Below are 20,202 nucleotides of genomic sequence, written 5' to 3' on the forward strand. Positions count from 1 at the left end.
GTCGGCGCCCCGTCGGCGGACGCGCCTGGTCAGCGCACGGGTACACCCGCGCCGCGCAGCGCCGTCTTCACCTCGCCGATGCGCAGCTGCCCGAAGTGGAACACGCTCGCCGCGAGCACCGCGTCCGCGCCCGCGTCGATCGCCGGCGCGAAGTGGGCCAGGTCGCCGGCCCCGCCGCTGGCGATCACCGGGACATCGACCTCGGCACGCACCGCGCAGATCATCTCCAGGTCGTAGCCGTCCCGTGTGCCGTCGGCATCCATCGAGTTGAGCAGGATCTCCCCGGCGCCGAGCTCGACCACCCGCGCCGTCCAGGCCACCGCGTCGATGCCGGTGCCCTTGCGGCCGCCGTGCGTCGTGACCTCGAAGCGCGGACCGTCGGGACCGGGTGGGCGCCGGGCGTCCACCGAGATGACGATGCACTGGTTACCGAACCGGTGGGCGCACTCGCGCACCAGCTCGGGCCGGGCCACCGCCGCCGTGTTGATGCCGACCTTGTCGGCCCCCGCCCGCAGCAGGCGGTTCACGTCGTCGACCGAGCGGACCCCGCCACCCACGGTCAGCGGGATGAACACCTGTTCGGCGGTCCGCCGCACGATGTCATAGGTGGTCTCCCGATCGCCGCTGGACGCGGTGATGTCGAGGAACGTCAGCTCGTCGGCACCCTCGGCGTCGTAGAGGCGCGCCATCTCGACCGGGTCGCCGGCGTCGCGCAGGTCCGTGAAGTTCACGCCCTTCACGACCCGGCCGGCGTCAACGTCGAGGCAGGGAATCACCCGGACCGCGACGCTCATCGACCCACCGCACCCGCACATCCGTTTCCGATATTCCCGATATTCCCGGCAACGGCCAGGGCCTCGGGCAGCGTGAAGGCGCCGGCGTAGAGCGCCTTGCCGATGATCGCGCCCTCCACTCCGGGCACCACGGCGATCGCGGTGAGGTCGTCGAGCGTGGCCACGCCGCCGCTGGCGACCACCGGCCGGCTGGTGGCCGCGGTCACGGAGCGCAGGAGCTCGACGTTCGGCCCGGTGAGCGTGCCGTCTCGGCGCACATCCGTCACCACGTACCGGGCGCAGCCGTCGGCGTCGAGGCGGGCGAGCACATCGAACAGCTCGCCACCGTCCCGCGTCCAGCCCCGGGCCGACAGCGTGGTCCCCCGGACGTCGAGACCGACCGCGATACGGTCACCGACCCGGTCGATGGCCCGGCGGACCCAGTCGGGATCCTCGAGCGCAGCCGTGCCGATGTTGACCCGGGCCGCGCCGGTGGCCAGCGCCGCGTCGAGCGATGCGTCGTCGCGGATGCCGCCGGAGAGCTCGACGGCCACGTCCACCGCGCGTACCACCTCGGCGATGAGCTCCCGATTCGACCCCCGGCCGAAGGCAGCGTCGAGATCGACCAGGTGGATCCACTCGGCGCCGTCGCGCTGCCAGGTCAGCGCCGCCTCCCGCGGGTCGCCGTACGAGGTCTCGGAACCGGCCTCGCCCTGGACGAGTCGGACGGCCCTGCCGTCGGCCACGTCCACGGCGGGCAGCAGAGTAAGCGTCACATCGGCCACCCTACGGTCCAGCGGGGCGCTGGAGCCGCCCTAATTACAGGACATCCGCATTACAGGACATCCGCCCTCGCGTTCACGCTCACTCAGACCAGGGCTCGCTCAGACCAGGCTGCCGAGCCAGTTCGCCAGCAGGTGCGCTCCGGCATCCCCGGACTTCTCCGGGTGGAACTGGGTCGCGGCGAGCGCACCCCGTTCGACGGCGGCGGCGAACGGCTCGCCGTGCTCCCCCACGGTGTCCCCGGCGGCCGGATCGGCCTTCGCCGCGTACGAGTGGACAAAGTAGAACCGCGTGTCCGCGGGCAGTCCGGCGAACAGGATCGATCCGGCGGGCGGCGCCACAGTGTTCCAGCCCATGTGCGGCAGGATGTCGGCGGCGAGCCGGCGGACCTCGCCAGGGATCACGCCGAGCCCGACCGTCCGCACCCCGTGCTCGTCACCGAGCTCGTACAGCACCTGCATCCCGACGCAGATCCCGAGCACGGGCCGTCCCGCCGCTACCCGCTCCCGCACCACGGGCGCGGCGCCCACGGCGTCGATGCCTGCCATACAGGCCGCATAGGCGCCCACGCCCGGTACGACCAGGCCCGCCGCGCCGCGGGCCACGTCAAGATCCGCGGTCACCGTCACGTCGGCGCCGACTCGGGCGAGCGCGCGCTCGGCCGACCGCAGGTTTCCCGAGCCGTAGTCCAGGACAACCACCCGGGGACGCCGGCCGGGTCCGTCTCCGCTCACAGCACACCTTTCGTGGAGGGTATCCCGGCGACGCGGGCGTCGAGCGCCACCGCGTCGCGCAGAGCCCGCGCGACCGCCTTGAACTGGGCCTCGACCACGTGATGGGCGTTGCGGCCGGACAGCACCCGCACGTGCAGCGCGAGCCGGGCGGACGCGGTGATCGACTCGAAGATGTGCCGGGTCAGCGTCGTGTCGTAAGTTCCGATCATCCCGACGAGATCCGGTTCGACGTGCACGCAGTACGGCCGGCCGGACAGGTCGACGGCGGCTTGGGCGAGCGCCTCGTCCAGCGGGACGGTGGCATCCCCGAACCGGCGGATACCCGCCTTGTCGCCGAGCGCCTCGCGCAGGGCGGACCCGAAGGCGATCGAGGTGTCCTCGACGGTGTGGTGGGCGTCGATGTGCAGATCCCCCCGGGTACGCACGGTGAGGTCGAACCCGCCGTGCTTGCCGAGCTGGGACAGCATGTGGTCGAAGAACGGGACGCCGGTGTCCGACGAGGAGATTCCCGTCCCGTCGAGGTCGAGCTCGACCAGGACGTCCGACTCCAACGTCTTGCGTTCGATTCGCGCGGTGCGTGCCATCGGGGGCTTCCTCGGTCTCTGTAGATCTCAGGCCGGGCCAGGGGCTCAGGCCGGGCCAGGGGCTCAGGCGGTGGCGAGGCTGATGACACCGTCCGCGCCGATGACGCTGCCGGTGAGAGTTCTGCCCAGCGCCCCGAGAAACGCGTCCACCTCGTTCGGCAGCCCGGCGGTGACCCGCAGCCAGCCGGTCAGACCGACATCGCGGACCAACACTCCCGCGTCCAACAGGCTCTGCCACACCGCCCGCTGATCGGCGAACCGGCCGAAGAACACGAAGTTGGCGTCGCTCGGAGCCAGCCGCAGACCGAGCGCCGGCAACTCCCGGACGATGCGGTCGCGCTGGGCCTTGACCGCCTCCACCGTGCCGAGCAGCTCGTCGGCGTGCGCGAGCGCCGTGCGCGCGACGGCCTGGGTGAAGCTCGACAGGTGGTAGGGCAGCCGCACCAGGTACAGCGAGTCCACCACGGCGGGGTGCGCGGCAAGATAGCCTACCCGGGCACCGGCCAGCGCGAACGCCTTGCTCATTGTCCGGGTGACGACGAGCCGCGGATGACGGGGCAGCAGCGTCAGCGTGCTGGGCACGCCGGCCCGGCGGAACTCGGCGTAGGCCTCGTCGACGACGACCATGCCGCTGCCGGTGGCCTCCACCGCCTCACAGGCGGCGGCGACGACCTCGGGCGGCAGGGCCGTGCCCGTCGGATTGTTCGGTGAGCAGAGGAAGACCAGGGCGGGTCGGTGCCGGGCGATCGCGTCGGTGACCACGGCCGGGGAGAGCGTGAAGTCCTCCGCTCGCTGCCCGGCCACCCACTCGGTGGCGGTGGCCAGCGCGATGAGGCGGTGCATCGAGTAGGACGGCTCGAACCCGAGCGCCACCCGACCGGGCCCGCCGAACGCCTGGAGGAGCTGCTGGAGGATCTCGTTGGAGCCGTTGGCGGCCCAGACCTGACTGGTGTGCACGCCGAAGCCGGCGTCCGGTGTCAGGTAGTAGGCGAGGTCGGCACGCAGCGCCTCGGCGTCCCGGTCGGGATAGCGGTTCGCCTCGGTGGCGGCGAGGGCCGCGGCCTTGCCGATGGCGTCGACCAGCCCGACCGACGGCGGGTGCGGGTTCTCGTTGGTGTTGAGCCGCACCGGCACGTCGAGCTGCGGAGCGCCGTAGGGCGAGAGCCCGCGCAGGCTGTCGCGCAGCGGCAGGCCGTCAGCGTCCCACGGGCGCCACGGCCGGTCCTCGGCACCGCTCCCGGCCGCCTTGAATATCATCGGAGTCGAACCTCCACCGCGTCGACGTGAGCTGTGAGGTCCTCCGCCCCGCCGAGCGCGGCGATACGCGGGGCGACGGCGGCGAGCCCCTCCCGCGTGCACTCGACCACCTGGACCTGACGTTGGAAGGCGGTGACCGCCAGACCGCTGGAATGCCGGGCGGTGCCGCCGGTGGGCAGGACGTGGTTGGACCCGGCCAGGTAGTCGCCGAGCGGGACGGGAGCGTAGTCGCCGACGAAGACCGCTCCGGCGTGGCGCACCCGGGCGGCGACCGCGGCGGCGTCCGCGGTGTGGATCTCCAGATGCTCGGCGGCCCAGCCGTCCGCCACCGCGAGACCCGCGTCGACGTCCGCGACGAGCGCGACCGCCCCCTGGCCGGCGAGCGACTCCGCCACCCGCTCCCGGTGGCGGGTGGCGGGCACCTGCTTGCCGAGCTCGACGTCGACCGCGTCGGCGAGTTCCACCGACGGGGTGATCAGCAGGCAGGCGGCCATCGGGTCGTGCTCGGCCTGGGCGATGAGGTCGGCTGCGACGAAGGCCGGATCCGCGGTGGCGTCGGCGAGGATCGCGACCTCGGTCGGGCCCGCCTCGGCGTCCACCCCGACGACCCCACGCAGCAGGCGCTTGGCCGCCGTGACGTAGACGTTGCCGGGCCCGGTGATCACATCGACCGGCGGGCAGCTCGTGGTCCCGTAGGCGGCCATCGCCACGGCCTGGGCTCCGCCGGCCGCGTAGACCTCCTCGACACCGAGCAGCGCGCAGGCGGCGAGGATCACCGGATGCGGCAGCCCGCCGTTGTCCTTCTGCGGCGGGGAGAAGACCGCGAGCGAGCCGACCCCGGCCTCCTGGGCGGGCACGACGTTCATCACGACGCTGCTGGGGTAGGCGACCCGCCCGCCCGGCACGTACAGGCCGACCCGCTCCACCGGCACCCAGCGCTGCGTCACCGTGGTGCCGGGCGCGACCTCGATCGCCACCGGCTCCCGCAGCTGCGCACGGTGCACCAGCCGAGTCCGGCGGATCGCCTCGGTCAGCGCGTCGCGCACGGCCGGATCCAGGACATCCGCGGCGGCGGCGAGAACCTGGGCGGGCACCCGCAGGCTCGGCGGGCGGACCCCGTCGAACCGCTCCGCGGCGGCGAGGACGGCCGCGTCGCCGCGGTCCCGCACGTCCGCACAGACCGGCCGGACCGCATCGACGGCGACGTCGACGTCGACGTCGGCCCGCGGCAGTAGCCGTCGGATCTCGGCTGCGGCAGGCACCGCGCCACGCAGATCAAGCCTTCTGAGCACGACAAGAGATTAGCTGGCCTCGGCGGGACCGGTAGAATCGTGTGTCCGCCGCAGGTGCGACGCTGGTTGCGTGTCCCCTCCACATACCCTGTCAGGACCGGATCACCCGGGCCGGGCGCCGGGTCCGGCCGAATCCGGCGAGTCGTTGGCGACCCTGCTGGCGGGCTACCGGGTGCATGCCCGGGCGCCTCGCGCGGCGGTGGCGGCGCTGACCGAGCAGCCACGCACCCTGCGCCAGCTGGTCCAGAGTTCGGGCCTGCCCCGACGGAGCGTGGAGGAGATCCTCGCCAGCCTCGGCGACGATCTGCGGACCGGCCCCGACGGGCGTCACGTGCTGCGCCCCGCGTCGATCGACCGCTACCGCGGCCTGATCCGCTATGACGAGCTGAGCGGACAGACTCCGCTCGATCCCCTCGCCGCCGTGATCACCCGCCACGGTCCGCTGGTCACGACCATGCATGATCTCATCGCTGCCGCGCCCCGACCGCGGGCCGACCTCGACCACGTACCCGCGACGGCGACGACCGTCGTGCGCCGGGCCGTCTGGCTGCGGACGCGTTACGACCTGCGCGGCGCGCATCTGCTGTGCATAGGTGATCATGATCTCACCTCGCTGGCGGCGGTCTCGTTGATCGACGGGCTCACCGTGACCGTCGTCGACATCGACGACGAGCTGCTCGCCTACCTGGACAGCTCGGCCCGGTCGTTGGACGTCCGGCTGCGGTGCCTCTACGCCGACCTGCGCTTCGGCCTGCCGCCGGCGGTGGTGGGCACAGCCGATCTGGCATTCACCGATCCGCCCTACACCCCGGAGGGCGTGGCGCTGTTCACCGGGCGCGGCGCGCAGGGTCTCGCGGACCGCGAACATGGTCGCGTCCTGCTGGCCTACGGGTTCAGCGACCGGGTACCGACGCTGGGTTGGAAGGTGCAGCGGGCACTGATCGATCAGGGCTTCGTGTTCGAGGCCATCTGGCCAGGCTTCCACGTCTACGAGGGCGCGGAGGCGGTGGGCGCCAGAGCCGACATGTACGTCTGCCAGCCGACCCCGGCCACCTGGAAGCAGCTGGACCGCTCGGCCACGGCGGCCACAACCGCGACGGCCGCCATCTACACCCGGGGCCGGCAGTCCACGCAGAGTCGGCCGACGCGCCTGACCGCCCCGGTCCTCGACGCGGTGGCCGCCTTCCTCGCCACCGGCCCGGCGGGTCGCGCCGTGTTCGTTGGCGAGCGGCGGGAGGTCGACGCGGTCCACGTGCGTCTCGCGACCGTGTTCGACCGGGGGCTGCCCGCGTTCGCCTCGACCGGCCCCGGCTCCTCGACCGGCCCCGGCGCCTCAACCGAGGACGGAACGGTCAGCGTGGCCACCGACCTGTCGGACGATCCGGGCCCCTGGCTGACCAGGCTCCTCCTGGCGGTCAACGCGGACCGGCTCGCCGTCGTCGTCTCCTCCGATCATCCCGATCTGGGCGTCCGCCGCCGGCGGGCCCAGGATGACCCGCTGCGGCAGCTGCGGGCGAAGTGGACCGCCACCCCCGCCCGGGACCTCGGGGACCTGCGGCTCGTGACGTTCACGGCCGTCGGCCCGGCGGCGCTCGCCCCCGCCGACCGGCTCGCCCGGTGGCTGCTGGACCGCCCGCATGGCAAGATCGGCAACGTCTGGCGGGACGGGCTCATCCGGATCGTCCGGGAGGATTCGGGGCGCACGCTCTCCCAGCGCGACGCCCGGGCCGCCGTGACCCGGGCCGCGCGCGATCCCGACCTGCTGGCCGCCCGACTGATCGATCTTCCCCGGCACGCCCTCGAGGGAATCCTCGCCGCGGTGTCGTCCGGCGACACGCTGCCGGCCGAGCCGGTGAGACCGGGCTGGATCCGGCAAAATGGGCAGACGCTGCGAAACGAGTAGATATTGACGGAATCGGAGCTGGCGACGGCGGAATCGCGGTGGCACCCGCGGGGCCGGCGGCCGGACGCGCCCGGCGCCGCCTACTGTCATGCTATGGCGACGCTTGCAGGCAACGGCTCCCGAGCACACGCATCAGACCTGCAGCGGTATCCCGATCCCGCCGGCGCCCGGGTACTGGTGGTCGAGGACGACGACGGCCTCGGTACCCAGCTCGTGCGCGGTCTGGACCGGGCCGGCTACACCGCCGACCGGGTGCGGACCGGGGAGGCCGCGCTCGCCCGGGTCGAGGGCGTGTCCCCGCCCGACCTCGTGCTCCTGGACCTGGGGCTGCCCGACATCGACGGCGCGGAGGTGTGCCGGCGCATCCGCGAGCGCGGGGACACCCCCGTGATCGTGGTGACGGCTCGGGGGGACGAGGCGGACCGGGTCGAGGCCTTGGACCTCGGTTCCGACGACTACCTGGTCAAACCATTCGGATTCGCCGAACTGCTGGCCCGGATACGGGCGGTGCGGCGGCGCGCCGCCCGGGCCACCGGTGAGAGCTCCGACGTGGTCCGGCACGGACCGCTCGTCCTCGACCGGCGCAGCCGGCGGATCTCCGTCGACGGCCGTCCGGTCCAGGTGACGGCGCGGGAGTACGATCTGCTGGCCTTCCTGGCCCGCGATCCCGGCCGGGTCCGGACCCGACGGGAGATCTTCACCGCTGTCTGGGGCGACTGGTTCGGCTCATCGAAGGTCCTCGACGTACACATCGGCGCGATCCGCCGCAAGCTCGGGATTCCCGAACTGATCGAAACGGTGTACGGGGTCGGCTTCCGCCTGGGCGGGCCGCCGACACCCGGCGCCGATCCGACCCCCGGTGACCGGAGCGCGCCACCCCTCGGCCGATGACCCGGCACATCCAATGACCCGGCGCATCCTGGCCGCCCAGCTCGCGCTCACGACGGCGCTGCTTGTCGGCCTGTGCGTCCCGATGGGGCTCGACGCCACCCGTCACGACCGGGCGCTGTTCGGCCTGCGGCTCACGGCCGCGATGCAGGCCTACTGCGCCGAGGTGAAGTGGCGGCGACTGTCCGCCGGCGCGGCCCCGCTGCCCGCCGCCGTACGCGACAGTACGGCCGTGCCACCGGACGAGCTCCGGCTGTTCGACCCGAACGGTACGCCCGTGGCCGACACCGGTGACGACATCCCGATCATGGGCTGGGATCTGGATCGGGCCCGCCGGGAGAACGTGGTCATCAACCCGAACGCGGCCAATCGACACCGGATGATCCTTGTTGCTCCGGTGTCCAACGCGCAGGGTCTGGTCGGCATCCTGGCCGTCGCGCGCAGCGATGCCGGGCTGCGCGCCTCGATCATCCACCGGTGGACGATGATCGCCCTCGCGGGCGTCCTGGTCACGCTGGCCGCATTGGGGATCTCGATACTGCTGGCCCGCTGGGTGGGCCGGCCGCTGCGCCGGCTCGAGCAGGCAGCGACCGAACTCGGTGCCGGTGATCTCACGATCCGGGCCAGAGCCGTCGGTGGCCCGCCCGAGGCACGCAAACTTGCCACGACGTTCGACGCGATGGCGGGACGGCTCCAGTTGCTGGTCGACAGCCAGCGCCGGTTCCTCGCCGACGTCTCCCACCAGATCCGCACCCCGCTGACGGCGATGCGCCTGCGCCTGGAGCTGCTGCAACAGGACGTGGACGCGGACACCACCGACGAGGTCGCGGGCACCCTGGTCGAGGTGCACCGGCTCTCCCGGATGGTCGACGGGCTGCTGGCGGTCTCCCGGGCCGAGCATGCGCCGATCCCGACCCAGCCGATCCCCCTCGCGGTCGTCGCCGAGGAACGATGCCTGATCTGGCGACCGGTCGCAGCCGCCGCCGGAGTGACGCTGACCTGCGACGTCGACGCGGACCAGGTCGTCCAGTGCACCCCGGGGCACCTGGAGCAGATCCTCGACAATCTCCTCAGCAACGCGCTGGAGGCCACCCCGTCCGGCGGCCGGGTCAGCGTCACGTCCGGGACGAACCCACCGGCCCAGCCACGCCCGGTGGGCGCCGGAGGCACCGCGGAGGCGGGCCTCGGGACGGGGAGCGCCGCGGACGAGTTGGACGAGATGAACGTCACCGGGCCGCAGAGCACCATGACGGCGGAAAGCATGACGGCGGAAAGCATGACGCGGCTCACGGTCGCCGACAGCGGACGCGGCATGAGCGCCGAGCAGCGGGCCGCCGCCTTCCGCCGGTTCAGCTCCAACCTCAGTGCCGACCAGCGAGAAGCCGACCAGCGAGGAGAGGTGCCCGGCCGGGCCGATCGGCGCGGGAACGGCCTCGGGCTCGCCATCGTGCATGCCCTGACGACCGCCGACGGCGGGACGGTCACTCTGGCCGAGGGTGACAACGGGGGTCTGTGCGTCGTCCTTGACCTGCCCCGGACACATCCAGACCGACGGCCGACGGCCGCCCGGCCGGCACCCGCGCAGAGATCCGTGGACGCGGCGGGCGGCACCCGCATCGCGGCCACGCCGGGTTCTGGGGGCACGGACGGCCCGGGCCCTCGGCGGACATCGGCCACCATCCACGAACTACTGGAAGTAGTGGATTACGTCACGACAGATTACGCCATGGCCGACGACAGGCCGTGACGACCGGACAACGGCTTCACCGGACTCCCGATTAACTAGATGATCTTTACTGGTTCTTTCCGAGCCGAGGAGCGGTCCGTAACCACAATGCGCCCCGGGCCAGTTATTTTCGAACTGAGCCACCAGGGATGGAGTTCCACTGATCATGGCAAAAAGTCCGGCACAGAAGATTCGTGAAGTCGCGACAACCGGCGTCGGCACGCTTCGCCGCGAAGGCGCAAAAAACGGCAAGGGATTGAAATCAGCCTATCTGGCCGATCCGATCCACAGCTATCTGACGGAGCACAGCTCACCTCCGGATCCGATCCTCGACGCGCTCTCCGCCGTGACGGCGACGCTCCCCGAGGCGGAGATGCAGGTACCGGCCGAGCAGGGGACGTTCCTGACCATCCTGACGGCCTCGATCGCCCCGCGCCGCGCGGTCGAGATCGGTACCTTCACCGGCTATTCCGCGCTGTGCATCGCACGGGGTCTGCCCCCCGGCGGCCGACTTCTCTGCCTGGACATCAGCGCGGAATGGACCTCGATCGCCCGCCAGTACTGGGCTCGGGCCGGTGTTTCCGATCACATCGACCTCGCCCTCGGACCGGCGGCGGACAGTCTCGGCATGCTCCCCGAAGAACCCACCTTCGACCTGGCGTTCATCGACGCGGACAAGACCTCGTATAGGAGGTATTACGAGCTTCTCTTTCCCCGGATGAACCCGAACGGGGTCATCATCGTCGATAATGTGCTGCAGTATGGGCACGTGGTGCGCTCCCACTCGGACAATCCTGCTGTCGTCGCCGTCAAACAGTTCAACGAGCTTCTCGCCGGCGACTCCCGGGTACAGGTTGTCATGCTGCCCATTGCGGACGGACTGACCATCGTCCGGAAACTGCCCTCGCCGCGGACACCCGTATAGGCTCCCCCGGCCGGGGGTCCGCGGTCGCCATGAGGAGACCGGCACCGGCCGGTGCCGGCCAGTGCCGGCGCGGTGTCACACCCCCGGCCGCGCTCCCGCCGAGGTCTGACCTCGGCAGGCGGCACCCGTGGGACGCAGGTGCCGTCGGGACAATCTTCTACGAAGAGTAGAAGGCAAGATGGTCGGGTGACCGTCACCTCGACAGGCGCGCTCCCATGCACCTGACCCAGTCGACCGACCTGGCGCTGCGGGCGCTTATGCTCACGGCCACCCGGGAGGATCGCCTCACCGTCCGCGACCTCTCGAAAGCCCTCGATGTTCCGCTCACCCACATGGCGAAGATCGTGCAACGCCTCCAGCGGCTCGACCTCGTGGTCACCGTGCGCGGGCGCACCGGCGGGGTACTGCTCGCCCCAGGCGCGACGCAGGTCACCGTCGGGCACATCGTCCGTGCCCTCGAGGGCACGGACGAGTTCGTCTCCTGCGACGGTCCCCCGTGCCCGCTGCGATGCGCCTGCCGACTGCGCCCCCTCCTGCGACGAGCCCAGGAGAACTTCCTGGTCACGCTCGACGAGGTGACCCTCGCCGAGCTCACCGACGAACCCGCCGGTGAACTCCTGCGCTCCCTCGCGCCACCGGTCCGCTGACACCCGGCCCCGCCCGCCACGAAACACCCTGGAACTATCCGGGGCTGGACGAGCGGACCCCCCCGTTCCGTCGGACCTGCGGGATAGAATCGCCTGGAACGCAGGCCGGTTACGGGAGGGATCCCCCCACAACGTCTCGGCGTCAGGCCGGCGCCTCGGACCCGAGGCCCGCCAGCACCGGCCCTTCCGCACATTCCCTCGGTTCGTTTTTCCCGCTACTGCTCCGCTTTATCGTGCTCCGCCCCGGCGAATACCCGAGGTCACCCTCGTCAGTTTCCGTAGGCGGCAATGAAGGGCGTGTCAGCCTTGATCTTGCCGAGTTTCGTGGCGCCACCCGGCTCGCCGAGCGGCGCGTCCCGACCGGGCAGGACGGCACTGAAGAACAGCGCCTCGCTTTCGATGAACTCCTTGTCCTTCGCGGGAACACGGTCGTCGCTGATGGCCGCGCCGACCGGGCAGGACACTGCGCAGGCGCCGCACTCCGTGCACTCATCCGGATTTATGTACATCTTACGGTCACCCTCGTAGATGCAATCGGCCGGGCACCCCTCCAGGCAGGAGCCGTCCTTGACATCGATACACGCGGCGGTGATGACAAATGGCATGAGAGCCCTCACTTCCGATCGACCATACCGGACCACATCCGGACGGCAGTCAATCTCATGGCTGGCCTCCGACTGCTTCTCGGCTGGTTTCGACCGAGACGGATGGCCGTGCGGCGAACCCGAATTAATGGTATAGGTTCGCGGGGCGCCGGCAGGTCGTGCACCGTGAACGGCATGTAAACAAATTATCCACGAGGCAGGCCTCATGGATATCCCCGAAATCCACTCGAAGGAAAATCTCAAAGATATTTTTATCAATAACATTATCTTGACCCGAATCACGCTTGAATACCCGCCAACATTTCCCGGAGGACGCCATCACGGTACCGACCCGGCACGAGGCAGCGGGGTAGCGGGCTAGCGGGCTAGCGGGGTAGCCCCCGGGAAAAATCCGGACGCCGGTACCCGCCGGCCGTACCCATCGGGCGTACCCACTGATCACACTCCGGGAAGGACGCTGATCATGCGACGTCACCGGCGTTCTCCAGACCCCGTCCGGGCGGGGATTCAAGATCCAGACGGAGGTTCGAGGGCCCGAGGGGCAGTCGCTCGTTGCAGGTGGGACGGAATTTCCATCCGGACGATCTCGCCGTAGGCGAGGAATCTCATGAGCACGAAGAACCAGTGCGCCGGCCACACCTGCAGTCGGACGGGGGGTTGGCCGGCAAGCATGATGACCATGCTGTCGCCGTCCACGCCGGACGCCCGCAGGTACGGGTAGCCGATATCGATCCAGCCGGTCGTGAGCGCCAGCGCGAGGCGCCAGTTCGTCAGAAAAAGATGCCCCTGGCAGACAGGGCGCCACTGGACCGCGGCGAGCGCCTCGGCGCGCCTGCGCTGGCTGCCGTTGTACAGGGCGCTGCCGAGCAGGGACGCACCGAGTAGAAGGGGACTACCGAAGGCGACGAACCACCCCTGGTTGTAGGTGACGTTCTGGCCGATGTACTGCCAGACGCGGACGGGTGCCTGGGCCAGCACGGCCTCACCCGCACCCAGCGCGATCTGCACGGGTTGTGCCCGCGGACGCCATCCGCGCGTGAGCGCCTCACCGAGTTCCGCACCGGCCAGCCAACTCTCCTCGTACGAGGTGCGCGGTCCCGGCCGCATCGGACGATGTCGGGGCAAGGTCACCAATCCCACGTCGCGCGATCGCTGTCAGCCTTGATTGTCCATCATTGCCGTTCATCAGCGGATTCCCAGCGGTCTACCTCGAGGAACAGGCAGAGATGATTCTTGATCCGTTGAGTGTGCCATGCTGATCGCCGCGATCTCGGCCGGGCGCGAACAGGCCGGGTCACCTGGTGGAACGGGTGATTGTCACAGTTGTGCCACAGCCGCCGAGACGATGCCGATCGTCAACACCGTGCTGTAATGCCCCCATGGCGACATTCGGTGCGGTGCGGCGGCACCGGGAGCGGCACAGCACGAACCGTTCGGGCTGGCTGCGCGCGGCCGTCCTCGGCGCGAACGACGGCCTGGTCTCCACCTCCAGTCTCATCGTCGGCGTCGCCGCGAGCGGCGCCTCCACCGGCGCGGTCCTGACCGCCGGGATCGCGGGTCTGACCGCGGGGGCGATGTCGATGGCGGCCGGGGAGTATGTGTCGGTGAGCTCCCAGGCCGACGTGGAACGCGCGGACCGGGCCAAGGAGAGCGCGGAGCTGGCGGCCGACCCGGTGGCCGAGCTTGCCGAGCTGGTCGGCATCTACGAGCGGCGCGGCCTTCCGCGCGACCTCGCCACGCAGGTCGCCGTGACACTGACCGAGCGGGGTGCGCTGGAGGCGCACCTGCGCGACGAACTCGGCCAGAGTGAGGCCACCCGGGCGCGCCCGGTCCAGGCCGCCGTCGCGTCGGCGGGCAGCTTCACGGCCGGCGGGCTGGTGCCGTTCCTCGGGATGTCGGCCCCGGCGGGGGCGGGCCGCCTGATGCTCGTCGTCGTGGTTACGGTGATCGGTCTCGCCGTCGCGGGCATACTCGCCGCGCGGGCCGCCGGTATGGCGCTGCTGCGTCCGACCCTGCGCGTCGTGCTGGGCGGCGCCGCGGCCATGCTGGTCACCGCGCTGGTCGGTCTGATCACCGATGCGGCCGGCGGCTGACCGACCGCCGGGACATACCTTGCCCACCACCGATCCACCGCTGGTCCGCGGGCTCATACCGTTCCTCGGTGGACGCGGGGGCGAACCATGGACCGTCGGCACCGGCGCCGCCGGGTCTGGTAGGCGGCTACATCCGGTGTTCGACGATCACGTCGGCGGTCATCGCCAGCGCGCCAGGGCTGCGCGGGCTGCGCACCACCACGAGGGCGAACAGGGCGTCGAGCACCGACAGGTGCACGATCCGGCTGGTCATCGCCTCGATGCGATACGCCGTCTCCCGACTGCCCACCACCACCGCGTGCCGCACCAGCTCGGTCAACGGTGACCGGGCAAAGCTCGTGATCGCGGCGGTATGCGCCCCGGCGTCCACGGCCGCCCGCATCGCCGCCAGTGTCTCCGCCGTCGAGCCGGTGTGGCTGACCGCAACGCACAGATCACCCGCCGCCAGCATCCGGGCGGTGACGTGCTGCACATGCGCATCCCCGGCGAACCGCGCATCGACCCCGACCGTGGTCAGCCGGTAGGCGGCATCCATCGCCAGCGGCGCCGACGTCCCCACCGCCACGAACAACGTCCGCGGCGCGGCGACGACCAGGTCGGCGATCGCCGCCAGCACGCCACCGTCGATCCCCCGCGCCGCCTCGGTCAGCGCACTCGCCGCCCCGCCGAGCACCTTCCCGGCAATCTCATCCGGGCCGTCGGCCGCGGACACCTCGTCCACCAGCTGCCGCTCCACCGGCAGCGTCTCCCGGATCAGCGCCAGCTTGAGTTCCTGGTAGCCCCGAAGCCCCAGGCTCTGGCAGAACCGCACCACCGTCGCCGGCGAGCTTCCCGACACCTGCGCCAGCTCGCTCACCGACTGGTGGATCATCGCAACCGGGTCCGCGAGGACCTGCCGCGCCACCCGCTGCTCCGCCGACGACAACGACGCCGACAAAGCCCGAATGCGCTCCAACACGGCGGGCGCGGCAGCGTCGCCCTCGACCCTCACAGTCACGTCACTAGTCACGACACGTCACGCTAAGCGCGTAGGCGCAACGGTCAGATACCCAAAGGTAAACCAAGAATGAATCTTCTACAGTAGAAGAGATCATGAAAATCCGTTTCAGTCAACCCGGTCGCTCCCGGCCAGGATGAGGGGCCCCGAGCTCGTCCGACCCTCAGCGCATGATCCCAGTATGGCCGAGGGAGTAGCGACCGGGTTGCGGCCAGACCGCGAGACCGTGCGGCTCACGGCCGACGGGGATCCGAGCCAGCAGCCGGCCGGCCTTCGGCTCCGAACCTCCGGGCCCGCCGGTGTCGAACACGTACACGACGTTGCTGCGGCGGCCGGACAGCCACAGCCGCGAGCCGTTGGCATCGACGTTGCCCATGTCCGGGGTTCCCCCACCGGGGATCGGCCAGGTGGCCACGACGGTCCGGGTGGCGAAGGAGATGACCGAGACCGAGCCCTGGTCGCCGGAGTGCGGGAACGGCGGTTTCATGGAGTCCATGTGGCCACCCCGGTTGGCGACGTACAGGAATCGGCCGTCGCGGCTCGGGTACAGGCCGTGGGTCTCCGGCCCGGTCCGGACGAAACCGACCCTGGTGAAGCGATCCCCGTCAACGAGGTGGACACCGTCGGCGTTCATGTCCGCCACGTACCAGATCCGGCCGGCCGGATCGATCTTGATGTCCTGTGGAGCGGCGTCCCGGCCGAGGTCCAGATATCCGATGACCCGCTGACGCGGGATGTCGATCTTGACGAGTCGTCCGGCGAACTCGCAGGTGGCGATCGCATAGGAGCCGTCGACGGAGAAGTCGACGTGGTTGACGCCCGCGCAGGCCGTGCCCACGTCCAGGCTGTGCCGTAGGGCGAACGTGTGCGGATCACGGAAGTCGATGTGGTGGTTCGCCTCGGCGATGACCATCGCGTTGGCCCCGTCGGGGGTGAAGTACAGGTTGTACGGGTCCGCGACCGGTACCGCGGGCCCGGCGGGCCGACCGGTCCGCGGATCGATCGGTGACAGGCTGTTGCCGCGGTTGTTGTTCACCCACAGGGTCCGCAGGTCCCAGGAGGGGACCACATGCTGAGGCTCGCGGCCGGCGGCGTAGGTGTCCACGACCCGCAGCGTGCGCTGGTCGATGACCGTGACGGTGCCGTCGCGCAGGTTCGGGACGTACACGAGAGGCGGATCGTCGCGGACCACCGGGCTCAGCATCCCGGCACGCGCGTGCGCGTACACGTCCACGACGCCGCCATCGCCACGGGGCAGGGCAGAGTCGGCTCCCCGGCCCGGCGCGGGAACGGAACCCGGCGGGCGGGCGGCACCGGCCCCCGTAGCCTGGTCGCTCCTGACCCGGATCAGCCACACCACCAGCAGTGCGACCACCAGGGCCGCCAACCCGGCCAACATGATCAGACCACGCCGCCGGGACCTGGTCCCCGGCTGGCGGCGCTGCGCTGTCGACCCCTCCGGCATGCGGCCAGAGTAGAAGGCCTGAGCGGGCGAAGCCACGATCGACGGCGCGGCCGTCCAGCTCGACCCACCAGGACTCCGCGGTACGCGGCACGCTCACACTCATCTGGCGGTGGGGGTACGCAGTGCGGGCAGGTCCCGGAGCTGGCGACGGGACGTGATGCCGAGCTTGCGGAAGATATTGCGCAGGTGGGCGTCGACGGTGCGGGGGCTGATGAACAGCCGTGCCGCGACCTCCTTTGACGTGGCGCCGTCCGCGACCAGGCGGGCGATGTGGGTCTCCTGCGCGGTGAGGTCGTCGGTGTTGCCCGACGTGCGGCCGCGCACGTCGGCGCCGGCCGCACGCAGCTCGGCGGCGGCGCGGTCGGTGAAGGCCGCCATGCCGATGTCGGCGAACCGGTCGTAGGCGGTACGAAGCTGCCGGCGGGCGTCGCGTCGCCTGCCCTGGCGGCGCAGCCACTCGCCGTAGAGCAGGTGCGCCCTGGCCAGATACGGGGCGAGCGGGCTCTTCTCGAGGTGACCTATGGCCGCGGCGAAGTCGTCCTCGTCGCCGGTGACGAGTGCGCGGGCGTAGGCGCCGACGCCCAGCGCCCACGGTGTGCCGCTGCCCTCGGTGCGTTCGGTGAGCGATACCGAACCCGACCGGGCCACCTCGTGCTCGCCGCAGCGGACCGCGGCCTCGACCAGTTCCGGCAGGGCGATCGCGGCGACGAACAGGTCGCCGTGCCGGGTGGCCGCCTCGGCGGCGGCAAGTGCCGCCGGGTAGTCGGTGAGGCCGTTACTCAGGACGGCCGTGGCCCAGTCGGCGTTGGCGATCGTCTGCCCGGTGCCGCTCGCGGTCGCCTCGGCGGTGAAACTGTCGATCACCGCCCGCGCCTGTGCCTCCCGGCCACGCAAGGCGGCGAGGTGCAGCTGCGGATACGCCAGCGGCTCCACCCCGACCGCGTCCGCCACCGCCTCCTCCTCGGCGATCGCCGACGTGGCGGCGGCGAAGTCACCGGTGTGCACCGCGCCGGCCGCCGCCATGCCAAGACCGAGGCGGAGCGTGAGCGGCGACCCCGACTCTCGGGCGGAGGCCAGCACCCAGTCGGTGATCACGCCGTGTGCCTCGGCGTCCCAGAGCTCCACGGCGAGCATCCCGGCGAGCGCCGGTCGCCGTGTCCACTGTGGACGGGAGGCGAGGATCTCGCGGACCGGCCGCGCCGCCGCGTGGTGTCCTTCCGTCGCCAGCCGCAGCAGCGCGTCCAGGAGGTCCGGCGGGCCCGATGCCGGCGGCGCCGAGCGCGCTGCCTCGACGACCATGTCCATGACCCCGCTGGCCCGGCCGACGACCAGGGCCATCTCGACGGCGTCGAGAAAGCAGTCCCGCGACCACCGTGGGTCGGTCGCGGCGAGGCGCTGGGCCGCGCGCAGCATGAACGCCGGACCGTCGCCGTCGCGCCGGCGCACGAACGTGATCCGCCCGCGCATCAGCTCCACCCTGGCCAGCGCGACGGGGTCGGTCCCGTCCACCGTGACCGCGGTGAGCAGGCCGTCCGCCGCGTCGAGTGCACCGGAGTCGAGGTGGGCCTGCGCGGCCGCGAGTGTGCGTTCGGTGCGGCGCGCGGGGTCACGGGATAGGGCAGCGGCCCGCGCGAGGAACGCCGCGGCAGCCGCCACTCCCCCACGTGCCGCGGCACGGGTGGCGCAACGGTTCAGTTCCGCGGCGGTGTCCTCGTCGGGGCCGGCACCGGCCTGCGCGCGATGCCAGGCCCGCCGGTCGGGGTCCCGTTCCGGGTCCGTGACCTCGGTGAGCGCCTGGTGCGCGGCGTGGCGGTCCTCGACGGCGGCGGCCTGGTAGACCGCGGACCTGGCGAGCGGGTGGCAGAACCGCACGCGCGGGCCGAGCTCGACCAGCCCGGACGCCTCGGCGTGCGCGCCGGCCGCCGGGCCGACACCGAGTCGTTCGGCGGCGGCCCACAGCAGGCCGGGGTCACCGGTCGGGTCGGCGCTAGCCACGGTCAGCAGCAATCGCACGTCCTCGGGCAGGGGCACGAGACGATCCTGGAAACTGCGTTCGACCCTGCTGGGCACCGAGGACGCGTCGGGCAGGGCAAAGCCGCCGGCGCCGGGCAGTTCGAGTAGCGCGAGCGGGTTGCCCCTGGCCTCGGCGAGCACGCGGTCCCGCACGGTCTCGTCCAGCGTGGCGCGGGTGTCCACCAGCAGCCGGCGGGCGTCGTCGTCGGCCAGCCCGGTCACCTCGACGCTCGGTAGCTCGTCGAGTCCGTGCCGTGCGGCTAGCACCATCGCCACCGGTTCGGCCGAGATGCGCCGCGCGAGGAACGTCAGTATCCGTGTCGATGCGTCGTCGAGCCAGTGGGCCTCGTCGACGAGGCACAGCACCGGTTCCGACCCCGCCGCGGTGACCAGCAGTTCCAGGGCCGCCATGCCGATGCGGAACATCTCTGGTGTGCCGTCGGCGAGGCCGAACGCTGCCTCCAGTGCCGCGCGGTGCGGCGGGGGTAGTGCCGCGAGGTCGCCCAGGGCCGGGACGCACAGCTGGTGCAGCGCGGCGAACGGGAGCTCGGTCTCAAACTGGGATCCGGTCGCCTCGATGACCCGCATCCCCTGCGCCGAGCGCCGCAGGTGGTCGAGCAGAGCGCTCTTGCCGATGCCGGCCTCGCCGCGGAGCACCAGCACCCCGCCCTCGCCGTTCTTGGCGCCCGCGACCAGCACCTCGAGCCTGCGGCGTTCCTCGCCCCTGCCGACGAACGTCCGGACCGGTGTCCCCACAACGGGAACAGTATGCGCGCCGATGTAGGTGGTTTTCACCGACGCGGGCGGTGCCGGACCAGTGCGAGCCTCGTGTCGAGCCACTACCCGACTCGACGGAGGGAGTCCCGGTGTCCATGACCACGGGCCACCTGTGCGAGTCCCCGACGCGCGCCGCTCGGGCGACCGTGCTCGCGGCGGCATCGAGGTCTCCGGCGTCGCCGGAGCCTTCACCTGGACCGGGATCGCGGCCCTCGCGGGCGCGATCGCCGCGGCACTGCTGATCCGTTCACCCCATCTAGGAAAGGACGACACCCGATGATCTACCACACGGTCCGCATGACCCTTCGCCCCGACGCCCCGGCGGACAAGGTGGAAGAAGCGGTCGAGAGCTTGCGCAACCAAGGTCGTGTCATCCCGTCGGTGACCTCGTTCGTGGTCGGCCGCGACGTCGGCGGCGAGTTCGCGTGGGGCGCGACCTATGTCATCGAGGACCTCGACGGATACTGGGAGTACCTCAAGCACCCCGCCCACCGGCATACCGACGAGATCGGGCTCCCGTTGGTCGACACGTTCGTGTCGTTCGACGTCACCGACCACAAGGACCCGGAGATCGCCGAGAAGATCGCCGCCCTGCACAAGCGTCGCTACGAGGAGGACCCCGCCCTCGCGAAGCTGGTATCCGGTCTTGCCTCCTACACCGGCAGCAGCGCTCCCGGCACGCACGCCTACTGACCGCTCCGACGAATCGAGACACCGTGGCCCGCCGAGCCCCTGACGTC

Annotated in this window: 19 protein-coding genes; 8 read left to right on the forward strand and 11 right to left on the reverse strand. The window is 71.3% G+C overall.

Going from position 1 to position 20,202, the window contains the following annotated elements; all coding sequences use genetic code 11:
* Nucleotides 1-29 precede the first annotated feature (29 nt).
* The 6 genes from hisF to hisD all read right to left on the reverse strand — a co-directional run bounded on the left by hisF (nucleotide 30) and on the right by hisD (nucleotide 5,423).
* Nucleotides 30-794: an imidazole glycerol phosphate synthase subunit HisF gene (gene hisF, locus FRANCCI3_RS15195; protein WP_011437407.1), complete on the reverse strand. Its 765-nt coding sequence runs from the start codon at nucleotides 792-794 to the stop codon at nucleotides 30-32.
* Entirely contained in the window at nucleotides 791-1,549 is a 759-nt protein-coding gene (gene priA, locus FRANCCI3_RS15200; RefSeq protein WP_011437408.1) for a bifunctional 1-(5-phosphoribosyl)-5-((5-phosphoribosylamino)methylideneamino)imidazole-4-carboxamide isomerase/phosphoribosylanthranilate isomerase PriA, read from the reverse strand. The genes hisF and priA overlap by 4 nt, the downstream gene beginning before the upstream one ends.
* A 108-nt stretch (nucleotides 1,550-1,657) precedes the next feature.
* Nucleotides 1,658-2,290 (reverse strand): imidazole glycerol phosphate synthase subunit HisH, encoded by a 633-nt coding sequence (hisH, locus tag FRANCCI3_RS15205; protein WP_011437409.1) that lies wholly within the window; start codon nucleotides 2,288-2,290, stop codon nucleotides 1,658-1,660.
* The gene (gene hisB / locus FRANCCI3_RS15210) at nucleotides 2,287-2,874 is read right to left on the reverse strand and encodes an imidazoleglycerol-phosphate dehydratase HisB (protein WP_011437410.1); all 588 of its coding nucleotides are present in this window, start codon (nucleotides 2,872-2,874) and stop codon (nucleotides 2,287-2,289) included. Before hisB ends, hisH begins: the two co-directional genes overlap by 4 nt.
* Before the next feature lie 63 nt (nucleotides 2,875-2,937).
* On the reverse strand, nucleotides 2,938-4,131 hold the full coding sequence (locus FRANCCI3_RS15215) for a histidinol-phosphate transaminase (protein ID WP_011437411.1): 1,194 nt from the start codon (nucleotides 4,129-4,131) through the stop codon (nucleotides 2,938-2,940).
* Entirely contained in the window at nucleotides 4,128-5,423 is a 1,296-nt protein-coding gene (gene hisD, locus FRANCCI3_RS15220; RefSeq protein WP_011437412.1) for a histidinol dehydrogenase, read from the reverse strand. The genes FRANCCI3_RS15215 and hisD overlap by 4 nt, the downstream gene beginning before the upstream one ends.
* A gap of 70 nt (nucleotides 5,424-5,493) precedes the next feature.
* Here hisD and FRANCCI3_RS15225 point away from each other — a divergent pair, with 70 nt between their 5' ends.
* The 5 genes from FRANCCI3_RS15225 (at nucleotide 5,494) to FRANCCI3_RS15245 (ending at nucleotide 11,512) form a co-directional block, all read left to right on the forward strand.
* Nucleotides 5,494-7,326 carry a bis-aminopropyl spermidine synthase family protein gene (locus FRANCCI3_RS15225; RefSeq protein WP_011437413.1) on the forward strand — a complete coding sequence of 611 codons (1,833 nt, stop codon included), beginning with the start codon at nucleotides 5,494-5,496 and terminating at the stop codon, nucleotides 7,324-7,326.
* A gap of 93 nt (nucleotides 7,327-7,419) precedes the next feature.
* Entirely contained in the window at nucleotides 7,420-8,217 is a 798-nt protein-coding gene (locus FRANCCI3_RS15230) for a response regulator transcription factor (protein WP_011437414.1), read from the forward strand.
* A gap of 13 nt (nucleotides 8,218-8,230) precedes the next feature.
* Complete coding sequence (locus FRANCCI3_RS15235; RefSeq protein WP_011437415.1) at nucleotides 8,231-9,961, forward strand: sensor histidine kinase; 1,731 nt, start codon at nucleotides 8,231-8,233, stop codon at nucleotides 9,959-9,961.
* Nucleotides 9,962-10,106: 145 nt separating this feature from the next.
* Nucleotides 10,107-10,865: an O-methyltransferase gene (locus FRANCCI3_RS15240; RefSeq protein WP_011437416.1), complete on the forward strand. Its 759-nt coding sequence runs from the start codon at nucleotides 10,107-10,109 to the stop codon at nucleotides 10,863-10,865.
* Nucleotides 10,866-11,080: 215 nt separating this feature from the next.
* Nucleotides 11,081-11,512 carry an RrF2 family transcriptional regulator gene (locus FRANCCI3_RS15245; protein ID WP_011437417.1) on the forward strand — a complete coding sequence of 144 codons (432 nt, stop codon included), beginning with the start codon at nucleotides 11,081-11,083 and terminating at the stop codon, nucleotides 11,510-11,512.
* A 269-nt stretch (nucleotides 11,513-11,781) separates the two neighbouring features.
* On the opposite strand, the gene FRANCCI3_RS15250 is transcribed toward FRANCCI3_RS15245, so the two are convergent.
* Together FRANCCI3_RS15250 and FRANCCI3_RS15255 are read right to left on the reverse strand one after the other, a co-directional pair.
* Nucleotides 11,782-12,117, reverse strand: a complete 336-nt coding sequence (locus FRANCCI3_RS15250; RefSeq protein WP_011437418.1) for an indolepyruvate ferredoxin oxidoreductase subunit alpha — start codon at nucleotides 12,115-12,117, stop codon at nucleotides 11,782-11,784.
* A 507-nt stretch (nucleotides 12,118-12,624) separates the two neighbouring features.
* Entirely contained in the window at nucleotides 12,625-13,248 is a 624-nt protein-coding gene (locus FRANCCI3_RS15255; protein ID WP_236701503.1) for a hypothetical protein, read from the reverse strand.
* Nucleotides 13,249-13,496: 248 nt separating this feature from the next.
* Here FRANCCI3_RS15255 and FRANCCI3_RS15260 point away from each other — a divergent pair, with 248 nt between their 5' ends.
* Entirely contained in the window at nucleotides 13,497-14,210 is a 714-nt protein-coding gene (locus FRANCCI3_RS15260; protein ID WP_023840787.1) for a VIT1/CCC1 transporter family protein, read from the forward strand.
* A gap of 127 nt (nucleotides 14,211-14,337) precedes the next feature.
* Here FRANCCI3_RS15260 and FRANCCI3_RS15265 read toward each other — a convergent pair whose 3' ends face one another.
* The 3 genes from FRANCCI3_RS15265 to FRANCCI3_RS15275 form a co-directional block, all read right to left on the reverse strand.
* A complete protein-coding gene (locus FRANCCI3_RS15265; protein WP_235186994.1) occupies nucleotides 14,338-15,207 on the reverse strand; it encodes a MurR/RpiR family transcriptional regulator in 870 nt (289 codons plus the stop codon).
* A 163-nt stretch (nucleotides 15,208-15,370) separates the two neighbouring features.
* A complete protein-coding gene (locus FRANCCI3_RS15270; protein ID WP_011437422.1) occupies nucleotides 15,371-16,672 on the reverse strand; it encodes a YncE family protein in 1,302 nt (433 codons plus the stop codon).
* A 99-nt stretch (nucleotides 16,673-16,771) separates the two neighbouring features.
* A complete protein-coding gene (locus FRANCCI3_RS15275; RefSeq protein ID WP_011437423.1) occupies nucleotides 16,772-19,624 on the reverse strand; it encodes an AAA family ATPase in 2,853 nt (950 codons plus the stop codon).
* Here FRANCCI3_RS15275 and FRANCCI3_RS27085 point away from each other — a divergent pair.
* Nucleotides 19,575-19,742, forward strand: coding sequence for a hypothetical protein (locus tag FRANCCI3_RS27085; protein ID WP_162238922.1), 168 nt, complete (start codon nucleotides 19,575-19,577; stop codon nucleotides 19,740-19,742). The genes FRANCCI3_RS15275 and FRANCCI3_RS27085 overlap by 50 nt on opposite strands.
* A complete protein-coding gene (locus FRANCCI3_RS15280; RefSeq protein WP_011437424.1) occupies nucleotides 19,739-20,155 on the forward strand; it encodes a Dabb family protein in 417 nt (138 codons plus the stop codon). The genes FRANCCI3_RS27085 and FRANCCI3_RS15280 overlap by 4 nt, the downstream gene beginning before the upstream one ends.
* Nucleotides 20,156-20,202 lie beyond the last annotated feature (47 nt).

The sequence above is a fragment of the Frankia casuarinae genome (assembly GCF_000013345.1).
In the GTDB taxonomy this organism is placed as follows: domain Bacteria; phylum Actinomycetota; class Actinomycetes; order Frankiales; family Frankiaceae; genus Frankia; species Frankia casuarinae.

Coding starts and splice junctions, on each gene's coding strand:
- FRANCCI3_RS15235 (WP_011437415.1), top strand. CDS start 8,231: ATGACCCGGCGCATCCTGGCCGCCCAGCTCGCGCTCACGACGGCGCTG.
- FRANCCI3_RS15240 (WP_011437416.1), top strand. CDS start 10,107: ATGGCAAAAAGTCCGGCACAGAAGATTCGTGAAGTCGCGACAACCGGC.
- FRANCCI3_RS15245 (WP_011437417.1), top strand. CDS start 11,081: ATGCACCTGACCCAGTCGACCGACCTGGCGCTGCGGGCGCTTATGCTC.
- FRANCCI3_RS15280 (WP_011437424.1), top strand. CDS start 19,739: ATGATCTACCACACGGTCCGCATGACCCTTCGCCCCGACGCCCCGGCG.
- FRANCCI3_RS15270 (WP_011437422.1), bottom strand. CDS start 16,672: ATGCCGGAGGGGTCGACAGCGCAGCGCCGCCAGCCGGGGACCAGGTCC.
- FRANCCI3_RS15260 (WP_023840787.1), top strand. CDS start 13,497: ATGGCGACATTCGGTGCGGTGCGGCGGCACCGGGAGCGGCACAGCACG.
- FRANCCI3_RS15215 (WP_011437411.1), bottom strand. CDS start 4,131: ATGATATTCAAGGCGGCCGGGAGCGGTGCCGAGGACCGGCCGTGGCGC.
- hisB (WP_011437410.1), bottom strand. CDS start 2,874: ATGGCACGCACCGCGCGAATCGAACGCAAGACGTTGGAGTCGGACGTC.
- FRANCCI3_RS15230 (WP_011437414.1), top strand. CDS start 7,420: ATGGCGACGCTTGCAGGCAACGGCTCCCGAGCACACGCATCAGACCTG.
- hisF (WP_011437407.1), bottom strand. CDS start 794: ATGAGCGTCGCGGTCCGGGTGATTCCCTGCCTCGACGTTGACGCCGGC.
- FRANCCI3_RS15275 (WP_011437423.1), bottom strand. CDS start 19,624: ATGCCGCCGCGAGCACGGTCGCCCGAGCGGCGCGCGTCGGGGACTCGC.
- FRANCCI3_RS15250 (WP_011437418.1), bottom strand. CDS start 12,117: ATGCCATTTGTCATCACCGCCGCGTGTATCGATGTCAAGGACGGCTCC.